Genomic DNA, 16570 nt, shown 5'->3' on the forward strand with positions numbered 1-16570 from the left:
GGCGCTCAGTGTCCGCTGAAGCGTACACGAAGGGGCCCCGCTCGGCGGGACCCCTTCGAATGATGTGCCTGCGGCAGTTGGAATCAGTTGTTGCGCTGCTGGTTGTTGTCACCCAGCAGGGCGTCCAACCGCGGGGTGCTGCTGCTGGACTGCTGACCCTGACCCTGCTGGCCCTGACCCTGCTGGGACTGGCCCTGCTGCTGGGTCTGGCCCTGCGAACCGGTCTGCCCCTGCTGCCCGGTCTGACCGCGCTGCGGCTGGGACTGCTGAGCGGCCTGGCCCTGCTGCCCCTGGCCGGAGCGGTCGTCCTCGGTGTGCCCGCGGCGGGCGGCCTGCTGCGGCGCGTCGGCCTTGTCCAGCCCGGCCGGACGGTCGGCCGGCTCGATGGTGCCGGACTCGATGGTCTGGATCTGCTGGCGCAGCTGCTGGGTGAAGGACTGCCGGTAGCGCTGCTCGAAGTCGCGCAGCTGGCTGACGGCCTGCTGGAGCTGGTTGCGCTCGGTCTCCAGACCGGCGAACAGTTCGGTACGCCGGGCGCCGACCTGACGATCGAGATCGGCGGCCTTGGCCTGCGACTCGTTGGTCATCTTCTCGGCGTTCACCCGGGCCTCGGACTCGACCCGATCGGCGCGGGTCCGCGCGTCGGTGGTCAGCTGGCGCGCCTTCTGGTTGGCGTCGTCGAGCTTCTGCTTCGCCTCCCGCTCGGCCTCGTTGACCAGGTTCTCGGCCTGCTCGGTGGCCATCTGCACCAGCCGGACGACGGCCGGGCTGGCCTCGGCGCTGGTGGTGACGACCATCTTGCCGCCGGTGGCCTGGGCCTGCTGGCCGGAAAGCTGCTGGCCGGTGCCCTGCTGCCCGGTGGTCTGCTGGCCGACGGCCTGCTGGGGCTGGGTCTGCTGCTGGAGCTGCTGGGTCTGCTGCTGCGCCTGCTGCTGGCGGCGGAGTTCCTCGTTGCTCGGCTCGCGGCGGTCCTCGCTGCGCTGCTGCGCCTGCTTGAGCGCCTCGACCTGCTGCTTGAGGGACTGGTTCTCCTCGGCGAGCTGGGCGAACGAGGCCTCGACGCGGTCGACGAAGAGATCGACCTCCGACACCTCGTATCCGGTCCGCCGGGCCATGTGGAACTTTGTCTTGCGGACTTCGTCCAGGGTCAGGGTCATCGTTCACCTCAACAAGATTCGGGAGCAGGGACATGCCGTTGCGCGGGCAGGCACCAGCGGCACACTGGCACCTCGGCCACCGAGCGTAGCACCACGGCCGGGAGACTCCGCCCCCCGGAAGCCCCCCGCACCGCATCTGAGTCCAGTTCTGATCGATCGGCCTGCTTCCGCGGATCGGGCAGTTCTCGAGCTGGAGCCCCCGGCGTACCGGCTCTAGGCGAAGAAGATGCGCGCGTTCACACTGCGCAGCACGATGATCAGCAGCCAGAGGACCATGAACCCCAGGTCCAGCATCACATTGCCCATCCGGACCGGCGGGATCACCCGGCGCAGGGCGCGCAGCGGCGGATCGGTGACGGTGTAGATCGCTTCGGCGACCACCAGCAGCGGGCCCTTGGGGCGCCAGTCCGGCGCGAACAGCGGGACCCAGCTGAGCACCATGCGGGCGAACAGCACGATGATGTAGGCCCACAGGATGAAATCGATGATCTGGCCGATCAGGACCATGAACCGCTCCTGGCTGGGTCGGGCCGGGGGTCAGCTCTGGTTGAAGAACCCGCCGGCGATGCGTTCCTTGTCCTCCGCGGTCACGTTCACGTTCTGCGGGGACAGCAGGAACACCTTGCTGGTGACACGCTCAATGGTGCCACGCAGACCAAAGATCAGCCCGGCCGCGAAGTCGACCAGTCGCTTGGCGTCGGCGTCCTCCATCTCGGAGAGGTTCATGATCACCGGGACACCGTCGCGGAAGTGCTCCCCTATGGTGCGCGCCTCGTTGTAGGTGCGCGGGTGCACGGTGATGATCCGCGAGATGTCCGCCGTCCGCGGGCGCGCCGCCGGGGCGGCGCTGCGCTGCTGCGGCTCGACCACCCGGGTCTGCGCGCTGCGGCGATGCTGCAGGTCGTGCACGCTCGCCGAGTCCTCCACCTCGTCGTCGACATCGGTATCGACGTTCTCGGTGAGCTCGACGTCGGAGTCGTAGTCATACGAGCGGTCGTACCGCTCGGACGTGGTGAGGCCGAGCCACTCGGCTGCGCCCCGCAGTCTACTTCCGGCCATCGATTCCGCCTCCCGCGATCTCGGGGAATTTCCCCGCTCGGACCTACGGAGTCGAGCCTACCCGCGCCGACTTCTCGTGTACGCCCGACACGCGCGTCTTTGTCGGCTCGCGCGCAGCGCACCATCACCCACCCCGTGCCTGAGCCACGTTCCGTGCTCGGGGCATGGGAGTTCGGTTGGGGCATGGCACACCATGCTCGGACCGAAGGACGATGCCCCGACCGGATCAGAATGGTAGGGGTTCTACTCGACGAGGGTATTACCCGAGCCAGATGAGGCCGGCGAGTCGGCCGGCGGCGGCGCCGTCGCGGCGGTGGGAGTGCAGGGAGTCGGTGGTCCGCGTGCAGGGGTCGAGTCGTTGGACGGTGCAGCCCAGGTCGACGAGTTGCTTCTCGGCCGCGCCGCCGAGGTCAAGCCCGGGGGTACCCCAGTCGGTCCGGCAGGCCGCGCCGGGCAGCACCTCGGCCACGCTCGCCTGCAGCTCGACCGGTACCTCGTAGCAGCCGCCGCAGATGTGCGGGCCGATCCAGGCGGTCAACTCCCCCGCCCCCCGCTCGCGCAGCGCGGCGACGGTGGCCGGGAGCACCCCGTCGGCCAGCCCCACCCGGCCGGCATGCGCGGCCCCGACCAGGCCCGCGACGGGATCGGCGAAGAGCACCGGTACGCAGTCGGCGACCCGGATGCAGAGCGCGACCCGGCGCTCGCTGGTCAGCTGGGCGTCGGCGGTCGGCAGCGACGGGCCCCCGGCGGAACTGCCCAGCGGGCTCGCCGGCCCCCAGTCGGCGAGCCGATCGGCGCCCACCTCGTCCACCGCGGTGCCGTGCACCTGGCTGCTGGTGACCACCGCACGCACGCCGAGCGCCCGGCGTACCCGCTCGAAGTTCTCGGTCACGTGATCGACCGCGTCGACATCGGTACGCCCGAGATTCAGCGATCCCATCGGGCCCGGGGTGACCCCGCCGAACCGGTCGGTGAATGCGACACCGACCCCGCCGGTGGCGGGGTCGGCGTGCTGCAGGTGGCTGAACACCCGGTCACTTCAGGAAGTCGGGGACATCCAGGTCGTCGCCGTCGTCCGGCTGGCCGGAGAGCGGTCCGGGCGCGGTGGTGCGCTGGCTGCCGCCGGTGCCCTGACCGGCGCCCGGCTGCGCGCCGTAACCGCCCTGGCCCTGCTGCTGGCCATAGCCACCCTGGGCCGGCTGACCCTGCTGCGGGGACTGACCCTGCTGGGACTGACCCTGCTGGGACTGGCCCTGCTGCGGCTGCGGCGCCGCCGGGGACTGGCCCTGCAGGCCCTGCCCGGCACGGTGGGTCTGGCCCTGGCTGCGGTCGCCCACCCCGAACGGCGAGTGCGAGGCCTGGGGGGCCGGCTGCCGTTCCTGCTGCTGCTCGCGGCCAGCCTGGCCCTGTCGGGAGGAGACCCCGGGCTGGCGGCGCGGCGGCTCGCCACCGGCGAACCCGGCGGCGATCACGGTGACCCGCACCTCGTCGCCGAGGGCGTCGTCGATCACGGTGCCGAAGATGATGTTGGCGTCGTCGTGGGCGGCGGTCTGGATCAGGTTGGCCGCACTGGACACCTCGAACAGGCCCATGTCCGAACCACCGGCGATCGCCAGCAGCACACCCTGGGCGCCGTCGATGGAGGCCTCCAGCAGCGGGCTGGACACCGCCATCTCGGCGGCCGCCCGGGCCCGGTCCTCACCGCGGGCGGAGCCGATACCCATCAGCGCCGACCCGGCGTTCGACATCACCGACTTCACATCGGCGAAGTCGAGGTTGATCAGGCCCGGGGTGGTGATCAGGTCGGTGATGCCGGAGACACCCTGCATCAGCACCTGGTCGGCCTGCTTGAAGGCGTCCAGGATGGCGACCTGGTGGTCGGTCATCTGCAGCAGCTTGTCGTTGGGGATCACGATCAGGGTGTCGACCTCCTCGCGGAGGGCGTTGATCCCGGTATCGGCCTGCACCGAGCGGCGCTTGCCCTCGAAGCCGAACGGCCGGGTGACCACACCGATGGTCAGCGCCCCCAGCGAGCGGGCGATCCGGGCGACGACCGGGGCGCCACCGGTACCGGTGCCACCACCCTCACCGGCGGTGACGAAGACCATGTCGGCGCCCTTGAGCACCTCCTCGATCTCCTCGGAGTGGTCCTCGGCAGCCTGCCGGCCCTTGTCCGGATCGGCGCCGGCGCCCAGCCCGCGGGTCAGGTCACGGCCGATGTCGAGCTTGACGTCGGCATCGCTCATCAGGAGGGCCTGGGCGTCGGTGTTCACCGCGATGAACTCGACCCCGCGCAGGCCGGTCTCGATCATCCGGTTGACGGCGTTGACGCCACCGCCTCCGACACCGACGACCTTGATGACCGCGAGGTAGTTCTGGGATGGATTGACCACGGAGGTTCCGCCTCTTTCTCCTGGGTTCGGACAGGTTGTGCCGAGTCCGTCGACCCGTCGATGATCCAGCGATCACTTCGGGGGATGCCACGGCTCCGACTCCGGCTCCGAGACAGGCTATGTGTCCGCTCAGAGCGGAGGCAACAAATGGGCCGGATGGGGCGTGTTGGTCTCAACTTCTACTTGAGCCTGAGGTGTCGAGCTCGGGTACGCGGGCCTCCCGGAACCGCTCCAGCCGCTTCATCACCGGTGTCGCGAAGATGCCGTGCACGACCACCGAGGTGATGATCGCGAACGCCATCGTCGACCACAGCGCACCCAGCTGCGGGAACAGGGCCTGCCCCTCGGCGTACGCCAGGTAGTAGACCGAGCCCACCCCGCGGACGCCGAAGATCGCGATCGCCCACCGTTCGGGCCCATGGATCGGTTCCCGTCCGGCGAACAGCCGCAGCGCGAGCCAGCCGGCCAGCGGGCGGATCACGAAGACCAGGGCGAGCGCCACCAGCATCCCCTGCCAGCTGAGGTTCGCCAGCAACCCGTTGGTGAGTGCGATACCGAGCAGCAGCAGCACCATCAGGGTGAAGATCTGCTCCAACCGCTCGATCATCGAGTGCATCTGCTCGTGGTAGTGGTGGCTGCGTTCCATCGAGCGCAGCGTCATCGCGGCCGCGAAGACGGCCAGGAAGCCGTAGCCCTGGGCGAGTTCGGCGGCGCCGTAGGAGGCCAGCATCAGCGCCAGTGCCAGCAGCGGTTCACCGCGCTGGGCGACCGCAAGCGACTCCCGCCGGGAGCGGAAGGCGATCTTGCCGAGCAGCCAGCCGGCCGCGACACCGATCAGTACGCCGATGACGATCTTGGCGATCACATAGAAGCCGACCCATTTCCAGGCCCACTCGGTGACCGGTCCGGACCCGGCCATCAGGATCGCGGCGTAGACGAACGGGAACGCCAGGCCGTCATTCAGCCCGGCCTCGGAGGTGAGGGCGAACCGGACGTGGTCGGATTCCTCGATCTCCTCGTTGTTCTCCCCCACCGAGGGCCCGCCGACCTGCACGTCGGAGGCGAGCACCGGGTCGGTGGGCGCCAGCGCGGCCCCGAGCAGCAGCGCCGCCGCGGGCGCCAGGCCCATCACCCACCAGCCGAGCAGCGCCACCCCGGCGATGCTCAGCGGCATCGCGATCAGCAGCAACCGCCAGGCCAGCGACCAGCCGCGCCAGGTGCTCGGCCGCAGCAGACTCAGCGGGCGGTCCAGCGCCAACCCGACGCCCATCAGCGCGACGATCACGGTGAGTTCGGTGAGGTGCTCGGTGAAGCCCTGCTGGGAGATCGGGTCGATCCCGTACTTGTCGAACGGCAGCAGGCCGATCACCGCACCGACGACCACCAGGATCAGTGGCGCCGACAGCGCGTACCGGGACAGGGCGAGTGGCAGCACCACCGCCAGCAGCAGGGCGACACCGAGGACCAGATAGACGAAATCAGCCGACACGTCGACTTATTTACCGGATCGCGGGGGGTCAACCGAAATGTGTCCAAGCACACCCCGGTACGCCTCAGCGGGTCGCCGGGTGACCGGGGGCGCTCACATCGATCCACTTCGCCTTCGTCGCCCGGACCAGGGCACCGGCGACCTGGCCCTTCAGCTCGGCGTCCGCGCCGCTGCCGTAGAAGATCTCCCGGCCACCGCGCAGCCCGACCTTGATCGAGTCCGGGCCGGGCACCTCGACCCGTTCCACCTGGCCGGCGAGATCCTCCGGCATCGCACCGGTCACCTGCGCCACCTGCCGCAGCGCCTCCGGCTGGACCAGCTCGGTCCGCACCTCGATCAGCTTCTCCGGGCGTTCGGTCAGGCTGACGAACGCGATCCCCTCCTCATCCACCAGCAGCCAGCGGCCGCCGCGGTTGATGACGAATGCCGGTTGCCGCTCGGTGACCTCGATCTTCAGGCTCGTCGGCCAGGAGCGGACCACCCGCACCTGCTGCACCTGCGGGAGGGTCGCCACCCGGTCGGCGATCGGCTGCTCGGCGACCCGGGCCAGCGGCCGGCCCATCGGCGCGGCGGCGGTCGCGGTCACCTCCTCGGCGGTGAGCAGCGAGGTGCCGCTCACCACGACCTGCTTCAACGCCAGCACCGGGGACAGCAGCACCAGCCAACCGGCGACCAGCAGCAGGAGCACCACCAGCGCCGCGATCCCCGAGACCAGCAGTCGGCGGCGCCGATCCTTCAGGCGCCGCCCCCGGCGCATCCGGTTCAGGTCACCGACGCTGCTCAACTGCGGTCACCACCTCCGGGGCGATACGGGTGACATCACCGGCACCCAGGATCAGCACCACATCGCCGGGGCGGGCCAGCTCGGCCACCGCTCCCGGCACCGCCGCCCGGTCGGTGACCAGGCGTACCGAACCACCGGCGGCGCGGGCGTGCTCGACGAGCAGCTCACTGGTCACCCCGGGAAAGTCCTCGGCCCGCTCGCGGGCCGGATAGATCTCCATCAGCACCGTCTCGTCGGCGAGCGCGAGCGCCCGGCCGAACTCCGCGGCGAAATCCCGGGTCCGGGAGAACAGGTGCGGCTGGAAGCAGGCGATCAGCCGGCCCCCGGTCCCCGCGAGGCCGGCGCGCGCCGCGGACAGGGTGGCGACCAGCTCGGTCGGATGGTGGGCGTAGTCGTCGAAGACCCGGACGCCGCCGGCCTCGCCGACCGGCGAGAACCGCCGATGGGTGCCGCGGAAGTCGCCGAGCACCGCGCAGGCACGGGCCAGATCGAAGCGCTCCCCCAGGGTGGCCCGGACCGACCAGAGTGCGGCCGCGGCATTGTGCACGTTGTGCGCCCCGGGGACCTGCAGCCGCAGCGTGGCACGGTCCTGGCCCAGCGAGATCTCGGCGGTGCTGCCGAAACCGGCGGCCGACACCGACCCGATCCGCAACCCGGCCCCCGGCGCGGCACCGAAGCCGTCGGCCCGGGCACCGAAGATCGCGATCGTACCGGGATCGTCGGCGTTCAACCCGGCCACCCGGGCCCGGCCGACGAACTCGCCGAAACCGTCGGCGTACGCCTGCGGGGTGCCCCAGTTGTCGAGATGGTCGGCCTCGATGTTGGTCACCACCGCGACCTCGGCCGGGTACTGCAGGAAGGATCCGTCGGACTCGTCGGCCTCGACCACGAACGGTGCCCCGGGCGCGCCGAGGGCGGAGGCCGGGCCGTCGGCGAGCGGGGCGCCGACCACGTATCCGGGCTGCTCGCCCAGCCCGTTGAGCAGATGCGCCACCATCGCCGAGGTGGTGGTCTTGCCGTGCGTGCCGCCGACCGCGATCCCCGGCCGGCCGAGCATCAACGCAGCGAGCGCCGCGGAGCGGTGCCAGATCCGCAGCCCGCGCTCCCGGGCGGCCGCCAGTTCCGGATTGTCCGCCGCGATCGCCGAGGAGACCACGACGGTCCCGGCATCACCCAGCTGGTCGGCGGCGTGCCCGACATGCACCCGGACCCCGCGTTCGGCGAGCATCTCCAGCGCCGGCGAGGCGGCCTGGTCCGAGCCGGAGACCGGTACGCCGAGCTCGGCGTACAGGGCCGCGATCCCGGACATCCCCGCACCGCCGATGGCGATGAAGTGCACCGGCCCGAGCCGGTCGGGGGCGACCAGTTCGACCGGTGGCACCAGGGCGCCGAAGACACTGCTCATCCGCGGACCGCCTCAGCCGCGCAGCGACGACACGGCCAGCACCCGGCTGGCGAGCACCTCGGCGGCATTGGCCGGCATCAGGTCGCGCCCGGCCCGGCTCATCCGCGCCAGCGCGTCGGAATCGTTGATCAGCTCCGGCACCACCGACAACAGCCAGTCCGGGGTGAGCGCGGAGTCCTCGAGCAGCTGGGCGGCCCCGGCGGTCACCACGGCCTCGGCGTTGCGGGCCTGTTCACCGTTGCCGTGCGGCAGCGGCACCAGGATGCTCGGCAGCCCGACGACCGCGGTCTCGACGACGGTGCCGGCGCCGGCGCGGCCCAGCATCAGGTCGGCGGCGGCGTAGGCCTGCTCCATGTGCTCGACGTAGGCGACGGGCCGGTACACCGCGCCGGTCTCCTCATCGGTGTGCGACATCATCTCGTCGGTGAAGTTCTTGCGGCCCAGCACGTGCAGCACCTGGATCCCGCGGGCGAGCAGCTTCGGGTACGCCTTCAGCACGGCCTCGTTGAGCGACTTGGCGCCCTGGGATCCACCGCTGACCAGGAACACCGGCTTGCCGGGGTCCAGGTCGAAGTGCTTGGCGGCGGCGTCGTGCTCGCCCGAACGGTCCAGCGAGGTGATCTCGGTGCGCAGCGGCAGCCCGATGAAGGTGCCATCGGCCAGACCGGTCTCCGGGTAGGCGGTGTAGACCTCGCCGGTCAGCTTGGCGGCGATCTTGTTGGCCAGCCCCGGTACCGAGTTCTGCTCGTGCACCACGATCGGCAGCTTGAGCTGCTTGGCGGCCAGGTACGCCGGCATCGCGACATAACCGCCGAAGCCGACCAGCACCTCGGCCCGCCGCCGCACCAGCACCTCCTTGGCCGCCGAGATCGCCTTGGCCAGCCGCGGCGCGACCAGCAGCAGATCGGCCGAGGGCTTGCGCGGCAGCGGCACCGGCGGGATCAGATCCAGCTCCAGCCCGGCGGCCGGCACCACCCGCGACTCCAGGCCCTTGGGCGTACCGATCGCGGACAGCCCGGCATCGGGCGCCGCGGAACGCAGCGCCTCCGCGGTGGCGATCAGCGGGCTGGTGTGGCCGGCGGTACCGCCACCGGCGAGAACGACGTTGACCATCAGGTCCTACTCTCTGCTCGGTCCTGCTCGACTTCTCGGACTGCTTCAGCCGCGGCGGCTGCCGACCACCGTTGTCATCTTCGGCTGAGGTCGCCGCCGGCGGGCCGCCAGCAGCTGTCGCGCCTCGGGCTCGTTGCGGGCACAGTTGATCAGCACCCCCAGCGCCAGCAGGTTGGCCAGCAGCGCAGACCCACCATACGAGAGCATCGGCAGCGGCACACCCAGCACCGGCAGCAGCCGCAGCACCACGCACAGGTTGACCAGGCCCTGGAACAGGAACCAGATCGTCACCCCCGAGGCCGCGATCCGATAGAAGAGGTGGTCGCTGCGCAACGCGATCCGGATCCCGGCATAGCCGAGGATCAGGAACAGCGCGAGCACGGTCAGCGCACCGAACAGCCCCAGCTCCTCGCCGATCACCGCGAAGATGTAGTCGGTGTGCGCCTCGGGCAGCGATCCCCACTTCTGCCGGGAGGCGCCCAGCCCGACCCCCCACCAGCCGCCGGTGGCGAGCGCGTACTGCCCGACCGTGGCCTGCATGTTCACCCCGTCGATGCCGTCGGTGGGGTTGAGGAAGCCGAGGAAGCGGCGCATCCGGCTCGGTTGGGTGATGGTCAGCGCGGCGACCGCGGTCACGACCAGGGCGAACATCAGCCCGAGCAGCCGCATCGGCGTACCGATGATCCACAGGATGCCGCCGATGATGCCCATCATGATCACCGCAGTGCCCATGTCGCCCTGGAAGACGACCAGCAGCACCAGCAGCATCGACGCCGGCAGGAACGGCACCAGCAGGTGCCGGGGCTGGTCCAGCAGCTTCTTCTTGCGGGCCAGCACATCCGCGCCCCACATGATCATCGCCAGCTTCGCGAACTCCGAGGGCTGCAGCTGCAGATAGCTGGAGCCGAGCCGGACCCAGTTCGCGTTGCCGTTCACGGTGACACCGAGGGGGGTGTAGGTGAGGATCAGCAGCACGAAGGCGACCCCCAGCCCGATCCAGGCGAGCAGCCGCAGGGTCCGCAGCCGGGCCCGGGCCAGCACGAAGGCGGCGATCACCCCGGCCACCAGGAAGACCGACTGGCGCTTCACGAAGTAGTAGGAGTCGCCGTTCAGGTTCATGTAGGCGTAGACGCTGGAGGCCGACAGCACCATCATCACCCCGAGCCCGATCAGCAGCCCGGCGGAGACCAGCACCAGATAGAAGCTGGCCAACGGGGTGTTCAACAGACCCTTCACCAGCGAGGAGAACGAGGTGGAGGCGGACCGGGCGCCGCGCGCGGTCGCACCGGCACGGTCCGCACCGCCGCGTTTCGAGGCGTGCTGCTTCGACGCGGTGCTGGGCCAGCGTTCGGATCCCGGGGAAGGAAGGACCGCCACCTGCTGCCTCCTCAGTGCTGGTCGGGCTCGTCGTCTTCGGTGCTGCGGTCGGGGTCGTCGCCGAGGTGGGCCCGGACCGCGTCGGCGAAGGCATCACCACGGGCCCCGTAGGAGCGGAACATGTCCAGGCTGGCGCACCCCGGTGCGAGCAGCACCGTGTCCCCCGGTCCGGCCAGCTCCGCCGCCGCAGCGACCGCCTCCGTCATCGCCCCAGTCTCGGGGTTGTCGATGACGATCACGGGGACATCGGGGGCGTGTCTGGAAAGTGCGTCGCGGACCAGTTCCCGGTCCACCCCGAGCAGCACCGCACCGCGCAACCGATCGGCCACCCGCGGCAGCAGTTCGTCGAAGGAGGTGCCCTTGGCCTGCCCGCCGGCGATCCAGACGATCGGGTCGAAGGCGAGCATCGAGGTGGCGGCGGCGGCCGGGTTGGTGGCCTTGGAGTCGTCGACCCAGGTGACCCCGTCGCCGGTGGCGACGGTCTGGATCCGGTGCCCGCCGAGTTCCAGGGCGCGCAGCCCGTCACGGACGGCGGTGGCCGGTACGCCGAAGCTGCGGGCCAGGGCGGCGGCGGCGAGCGCGTTGGCGATGTTGTGCGGCGCGTTCGGCTGCACCTCGCCGACCTCGGCCAGCTCGAGTGCGGAGGTCTTGCGCTGTTCGATGAAGGCCCGGTCCACCAGCAGGTCGTCGACGACGCCGAGCATCGACATCCCCGGGGTGCCCAGGGTGAAGCCGATCGCGCGGGCACCCTCGGTGACGTCGGCCTCCTCGACCATCCGTTCGGTGACCGGATCGTCGACGTTGTAGACGCAGGAGTGGGTGACCCGCTGGTAGATGGAGGCCTTGTCCGCGGCGTACTCCTCGAGGGAGGCATGCCATTCGAGGTGGTCGGGCGCCAGGTTCAGCACCGCCGCCGAGTGCAGTTGCAGGCTGTGGCTGTAGTGCAGCTGGAAGCTGGAGAGCTCCACCACGAAGACGTCGTAGCGGACGTCGGTGTCGAGCAGCGCCTCCATCACCGGCCGGCCGACGTTGCCGACCAGCGCGACCCGGTTCCCGGCGGCGGTCAGCATCGCCGCGCACATCTCGACGGTGGTGGTCTTGCCGTTGGTGCCGGTGACCGCCAGCCAGGGGGTCCGCTCCGGCGCCGGCAGCGGTGCGGCGGAGACCTGCCAGGCGAGTTCGATCTCCGACCAGATCGGTACGCCGGCGGCCTCGGCGGCGGCGAGCAGCGGGGTGCTCGGGCGCAGCCCCGGGGAGGCGACGACCAGCTCGATGCCCTCGGGCAGTTCGGCGGTCGAACCCGCACCGAGGCGCACCTCGGCGCCCAGGGTGCGCAGGATCTGGGCCTTCTCGCGGTTCGCCTCGGTGTCGGAGTCGTCGACGACCAGCACCCGCGCGTCGCACTCCAGCAGCCCGTCGGCCGCGGCCATCCCGGAGCGGCCGAGGCCGGCCACCAGCACCGAGCGGCCGCGGACGGCCTCGGCGTACAACCTCGGGCGCGGTGCGCCGATGTCGCTCACAGTCCGGCCACCCATTCGGTGTAGAAGATGCCCAGGCCGAGGGTGACGCAGATGCCGCAGACGATCCAGAACCGGACCACGATCGTCGACTCACCCCAGCCCATCAGCTCGAAGTGGTGCTGCAGTGGCGCCATCTTGAACAGCCGTTTTCCCTTGGTGGCCTTGAAATATCCGACCTGCAGGATCACCGAGCAGGTGATGATCACGAACAGGCCGCCGAGGATGGCCAGCAGCAGCTCGGTGCGGGTCAGGATCGCCAGCCCGGCCAGCGCGCCACCGAGCGAGAGCGAACCGGAGTCGCCCATGAAGATCTTGGCCGGTTTGGTGTTCCACCACAGGAAGCCGAAACAGGCACCGGCCAGAGCGGCGGCGACCACCGCCAGGTCGTGCGGGTCGCGGACCTCGTAGCAGCGCGGGTTCACCGTCGACAGCGAACCGCAGGACTGGTTGTACTGCCACAGGTTGATCAGCGTGTACGCCCCGAAGACCATCGTCGAGGCGCCGGTGGCGAGCCCGTCCAGGCCATCGGTCAGGTTCACCGCGTTGGAGGCGCCGGCGATCAGCAGCAGGATCCAGACGATCGCCAGCGGCAGCACCAGGGTGAGCGGCTGGATGTCGCGCAGGAAGGAGACCGCCGGACTGGCCGGGGTGACCCCGCGCTCGTTGGGGAACTGGAACGCGAGCAGCGCGAAGGTGCCGGCGACCAGGATCTGCCCGATCAGTTTGGCCTTGGCGTTCAGACCGAGGGAGCGCTGCTTGGAGATCTTGGTCCAGTCGTCGAGGAAGCCGACGACGCCGGTCCCGACGAAGAGATAGAGCAGCAGCACCGCCGACATCGTCGGGGGCCGCCAGGTGATCAGGTGGGCGAGCAGGTACGCCGCCACCACGGCGATGATGATGACGATGCCGCCCATGGTGGGCGTACCGCGCTTGGTGTGGTGACCGGTCGGGCCGTCGTCGCGGATGAACTGTCCGTAGCCGTGCTTGACCAGGATGCCGATCGCGACCCGGGTGCCGAGCAGCGTGAAGACCATGGCGGCGGTCGCCGCCAGCAGGATCGTCTTCACTCGGTCGCTCCCCTCGTGCCCGACTCATCGGTCGGATCGGCCGCGAGCAGCGCCTCGGCGACGCGCTCCAGCGCCATCAGCCGGGAGGCCTTGACCAGCACCAGGTCCCCGGGCTCGGGACGAACCCGCGCGATGGCCTCCCCAGTCTCTCCCGCAACCACGGGATCGGGACAACCCGCCACGCGGGCAGCATCCACCATCGCCTCGGCGTCGGCACCGAGCGCGACCAGATGATCGATGCCGAGCTGACCGACCGCTCGGCCGACGGCCTCGTGCTCGGCACGGGCGGTGTCACCGAGTTCGAGCATCTCGCCGAGCACCGCCCAACCGCGCGCCTGCTCGAACCCGGGCCGGTGCCGGCGCCGGCGGACCATCGCGGCCAGCGACTCCAGGGCGGCCATCATCGAATCGGGGTTGGCGTTGTAGGCGTCGTTGAGCACCACCACCCCGTCACCGCGCTCGCTGACCTCCATCCGCCAGCGGGATCGGCTGGTCGCGGCCGACAGGCCGGTCGCCACCTGGGCCGGATCGAGTCCGGCGACGATGGCGGCGGCGGCCGCGGCCACCGCATTGGCGACCTGGTGCCGCCCGACCAGGCGCAGCGCCACTGCATGCCGCTGCGCCTCGGCACCGACAGCTCGCTTGCGCTCGACAACCAGGGTGAACGAATAGCGATCCAGGTCGTCGGCATCCGGTTCGTCGGCCCAGACCAGCAGATCGGCGGGCTGGTCGGGTTGACCGGCGGCGGAGAACAGCGCCACCCGGGCGCTGGTCCGCTCGGCCATCGCGGAGACCCTCGAATCGGTGCCGTTCAGCACCGCCCAGCCGTCGCTCGGCAGTGCCTCGACCAGTTCCCCCTTGGCGACCGCGATCGCGTCCCGGCTGCCGAACTCGCCGACATGGGCCTGACCGACGTTGAGCACCACCCCGATGGTCGGCGGGGTGAGCTCGCAGAGGTAGCTGATGTGGCCGCGGCCGCGGGCACCCATCTCGCTGATCAGGAAGCGGGTCGAGGCGCCGGCGCGGGTGGCGGTCAGCGGTACGCCGATCTCGTTGTTGTAGGAGCCCTCGGGGGCCACCGTCTCGCCCGCGTCGGCGAGCAGCTGGGCCAGCAGGTCCTTGGTGGAGGTCTTGCCGGAGGAACCGGTGATGCCGATCACCGTGAGCTCGGGCAGCGCGTCGATGACCGAGCGGCCGAGCCGGCCGAGGGCGGCGACCGGGTCGTCGACCACGACGCAGGCCGCGGTGATCCGGTCGTCCAGGCCGTCGGGGATCCGCTGCACCAGGTACGCCGCGGCGCCGGCCTCGGCGGCCGCGCCCAGGTAGTCGTGGCCGTCGACGTGCTCACCGGCGAGTGCCACGAACAGCGCACCGGGGGTGACCCGGCGGGAGTCGATGACCACATCGGGCCCGACCTGCCGGTCGTCGGCGGGGTCACCGGCGGCCAGTCGGCCACCGGTGACCTCGGCGAGCCGGGTCAGGGTCAGCGGTTCCATCAGCGTCGTTCCTCCCCGGATGTCATCTGCTCCTGTTGCCCAGTGGCACCGGCCGCCAGCCCTGCCCAGGCCTCGGCCAGCACCGTGGCATCGTCGAAGGGCACCGTGGTGCCGTTGCTCTCCTGGCCCTGTTCGTGGCCCTTGCCGAGCACCGCGACGATGTCGTCGGGGCCGGCCAGCCGCAGGGCCGCGGTGATCGCCTGCCGCCGGTCGCCACCGTCGACGACCTCGGCCCGCTCCCCCGTCGCCCCCGGCTCCGCCGCGGTCTCCCCGGCGCCCGCGATCACCTCGGCACGGATCGCAGCCGGGTCCTCGGTCCGCGGGTTGTCGTCGGTGACCACCAGCACGTCGGCGGTCGCCGCGGCGATCGCACCCATCGGCCGGCGCTTGCTGGGATCGCGGTCCCCACCGGCGCCGAGCACCGCGATCACCCGGGCACCGGCCCGGCGCTCGGTGGCGAACGCGGAGAGCACCGCGTCGACGGCCTGCGGGGTGTGCGCGAAGTCGACGAAGGCCCGCGGGGCGCCCGCCCCGAGGCGTACCGGCTGCATCCGGCCGGGGACCGCCAGCTCGGCGAAGGCCTCGGCGGCGGTGGCCGCGTCCAGCCTGGCGTCGGACGAATCAAGATTGGCCAGGTCGATCATCGCCAGCGCCAGCACCGCGTTGCGGACGTTGAAGTCGCCCGGCAGCGCACACTCGAAGCGCCACTCGGCGGTCGGCGTACGGACCTCGATCCAGCTGCCGTCGACGTTGGTGACCCGATAGTCGACCGGCGGCCGGCCGCCCGGAACCGGGTGGTTGTCCCAGCTGACGGTGCGGAACGGCACGTCACCGCGCTCGGCCAGCCGGCGGGCCAGGCGTACGCCCCATTCGTCGTCGACGACGATCGCGGCCCGGGCGCAGTGCTCGGGGGTGAACAGCTGGGCCTTGGCCTCGAAGTAGTTGGCCATCGTGTGGTGGAACTCCAGATGGTCCCGACCCAGGTTGGTGAAGCCGGCCACGTCGAAGCGCACCCCGTCGGTGCGGTGCAGGGCCAGCGCGTGCGAGGACACCTCCATCGCGACCGCGTCGGCGCCGCGCTCGACCATCAGGCCGAGCAGGCCCTGCAGGTCGACCGATTCGGGGGTGGTGACGGTGGTCCGGGGCCCGACCAGCGGCTGGTCGTCGAGCCGGAAACCGATGGTGCCGATGGTGCCGACGCTCAGCCCGAGCCGGTGCAGTGCGGCGGCCAGGAAGTGGGTGGTGGTGGTCTTGCCGTTGGTACCGGTCACCGCGAACCCGCGCAGCGCCTCGGCGGGGCGGCCGTAGACCTCGGCGGCCAGCGCCGCCATCGCCTGCCGGGGGTCGTCGACGACCAGCACCGGTACGCCCGGGGGCACCGCGGCCCGTTCGGCGCCGGTGGGATCGGTGAGCACCGCGACCGCGCCGGCCGCCACCGCACCGGCGGCGAAATCGGCGCCATGCACCCGGGCCCCGGGCAGGGCCACATAGAGGTCGCCGGGGGCGACGATCCGCGAATCCAGGGTCACCCCGCTGACCTGCACCTGCTCGAGATCGGGCGCACCCGCGTCGGCGGGGACACCGGACTGGCCCGGCAGCAGCCGGGCCAGTGGGACAGGGTGCGGAGCGGGACGGAGCAGGCCTCGCGCACCACGGCTCTGATCGCTCATCGGGGAGAACCTACCCAAAAGCGCCGGTGAATCGCACAAA

General features: G+C 71.1%; 14 protein-coding genes. All 14 read right to left on the minus strand.

Annotated elements, in window-relative coordinates; translation table 11 throughout:
• Nucleotides 1-83: 83 nt before the first annotated feature.
• Entirely contained in the window at nt 84-1157 is a 1074-nt protein-coding gene (locus C8D81_RS07675; RefSeq protein ID WP_133625804.1) for a DivIVA domain-containing protein, read from the minus strand.
• Nucleotides 1158-1370: 213 nt separating this feature from the next.
• Entirely contained in the window at nt 1371-1664 is a 294-nt protein-coding gene (locus tag C8D81_RS07680) for a YggT family protein (RefSeq protein ID WP_094361035.1), read from the minus strand.
• A gap of 30 nt (nt 1665-1694) precedes the next feature.
• Nucleotides 1695-2216, minus strand: coding sequence for a cell division protein SepF (locus C8D81_RS07685; RefSeq protein WP_094361037.1), 522 nt, complete (start codon nt 2214-2216; stop codon nt 1695-1697).
• A gap of 259 nt (nt 2217-2475) precedes the next feature.
• Nucleotides 2476-3246: a polyphenol oxidase family protein gene (locus tag C8D81_RS07690; RefSeq protein ID WP_094405391.1), complete on the minus strand. Its 771-nt coding sequence runs from the start codon at nt 3244-3246 to the stop codon at nt 2476-2478.
• 4 nt (nt 3247-3250) lie between these two features.
• On the minus strand, nt 3251-4609 hold the full coding sequence (gene ftsZ, locus C8D81_RS07695; RefSeq protein ID WP_094425950.1) for a cell division protein FtsZ: 1359 nt from the start codon (nt 4607-4609) through the stop codon (nt 3251-3253).
• Nucleotides 4610-4781: 172 nt separating this feature from the next.
• Nucleotides 4782-6098 carry a cation:proton antiporter gene (locus tag C8D81_RS07700; RefSeq protein WP_094433124.1) on the minus strand — a complete coding sequence of 439 codons (1317 nt, stop codon included), beginning with the start codon at nt 6096-6098 and terminating at the stop codon, nt 4782-4784.
• A 64-nt stretch (nt 6099-6162) separates the two neighbouring features.
• A complete protein-coding gene (locus tag C8D81_RS07705; RefSeq protein ID WP_094433126.1) occupies nt 6163-6882 on the minus strand; it encodes a cell division protein FtsQ/DivIB in 720 nt (239 codons plus the stop codon).
• Nucleotides 6866-8287, minus strand: a complete 1422-nt coding sequence (murC, locus tag C8D81_RS07710) for a UDP-N-acetylmuramate--L-alanine ligase (RefSeq protein WP_094405393.1) — start codon at nt 8285-8287, stop codon at nt 6866-6868. Before murC ends, C8D81_RS07705 begins: the two co-directional genes overlap by 17 nt.
• A 12-nt stretch (nt 8288-8299) precedes the next feature.
• Entirely contained in the window at nt 8300-9400 is a 1101-nt protein-coding gene (gene murG, locus C8D81_RS07715) for an undecaprenyldiphospho-muramoylpentapeptide beta-N-acetylglucosaminyltransferase (RefSeq protein WP_094361049.1), read from the minus strand.
• 45 nt (nt 9401-9445) lie between these two features.
• Nucleotides 9446-10777, minus strand: a complete 1332-nt coding sequence (gene ftsW / locus C8D81_RS07720) for a putative lipid II flippase FtsW (protein WP_229117810.1) — start codon at nt 10775-10777, stop codon at nt 9446-9448.
• Nucleotides 10778-10788: 11 nt separating this feature from the next.
• Nucleotides 10789-12312, minus strand: a complete 1524-nt coding sequence (murD, locus tag C8D81_RS07725) for a UDP-N-acetylmuramoyl-L-alanine--D-glutamate ligase (RefSeq protein WP_094405394.1) — start codon at nt 12310-12312, stop codon at nt 10789-10791.
• Nucleotides 12294-13364, minus strand: a complete 1071-nt coding sequence (gene mraY, locus C8D81_RS07730) for a phospho-N-acetylmuramoyl-pentapeptide-transferase (RefSeq protein WP_094361053.1) — start codon at nt 13362-13364, stop codon at nt 12294-12296. Before mraY ends, murD begins: the two co-directional genes overlap by 19 nt.
• Nucleotides 13361-14860 (minus strand): UDP-N-acetylmuramoyl-tripeptide--D-alanyl-D-alanine ligase, encoded by a 1500-nt coding sequence (locus tag C8D81_RS07735; RefSeq protein WP_133625805.1) that lies wholly within the window; start codon nt 14858-14860, stop codon nt 13361-13363. Before C8D81_RS07735 ends, mraY begins: the two co-directional genes overlap by 4 nt.
• Nucleotides 14860-16530 carry a UDP-N-acetylmuramoyl-L-alanyl-D-glutamate--2,6-diaminopimelate ligase gene (locus tag C8D81_RS07740; protein WP_133625806.1) on the minus strand — a complete coding sequence of 557 codons (1671 nt, stop codon included), beginning with the start codon at nt 16528-16530 and terminating at the stop codon, nt 14860-14862. The genes C8D81_RS07735 and C8D81_RS07740 overlap by 1 nt, the downstream gene beginning before the upstream one ends.
• Nucleotides 16531-16570 lie beyond the last annotated feature (40 nt).

The sequence above is a fragment of the Enemella evansiae genome (assembly GCF_004362375.1).
Lineage (GTDB): Bacteria > Actinomycetota > Actinomycetes > Propionibacteriales > Propionibacteriaceae > Enemella > Enemella evansiae.

Coding starts and splice junctions, on each gene's coding strand:
- C8D81_RS07675 (WP_133625804.1), bottom strand. CDS start 1,157: ATGACCCTGACCCTGGACGAAGTCCGCAAGACAAAGTTCCACATGGCC.
- C8D81_RS07680 (WP_094361035.1), bottom strand. CDS start 1,664: ATGGTCCTGATCGGCCAGATCATCGATTTCATCCTGTGGGCCTACATC.
- C8D81_RS07685 (WP_094361037.1), bottom strand. CDS start 2,216: ATGGCCGGAAGTAGACTGCGGGGCGCAGCCGAGTGGCTCGGCCTCACC.
- murC (WP_094405393.1), bottom strand. CDS start 8,287: ATGAGCAGTGTCTTCGGCGCCCTGGTGCCACCGGTCGAACTGGTCGCC.
- murG (WP_094361049.1), bottom strand. CDS start 9,400: ATGGTCAACGTCGTTCTCGCCGGTGGCGGTACCGCCGGCCACACCAGC.
- murD (WP_094405394.1), bottom strand. CDS start 12,312: ATGGGTGGCCGGACTGTGAGCGACATCGGCGCACCGCGCCCGAGGTTG.
- C8D81_RS07735 (WP_133625805.1), bottom strand. CDS start 14,860: ATGGAACCGCTGACCCTGACCCGGCTCGCCGAGGTCACCGGTGGCCGA.
- C8D81_RS07740 (WP_133625806.1), bottom strand. CDS start 16,530: ATGAGCGATCAGAGCCGTGGTGCGCGAGGCCTGCTCCGTCCCGCTCCG.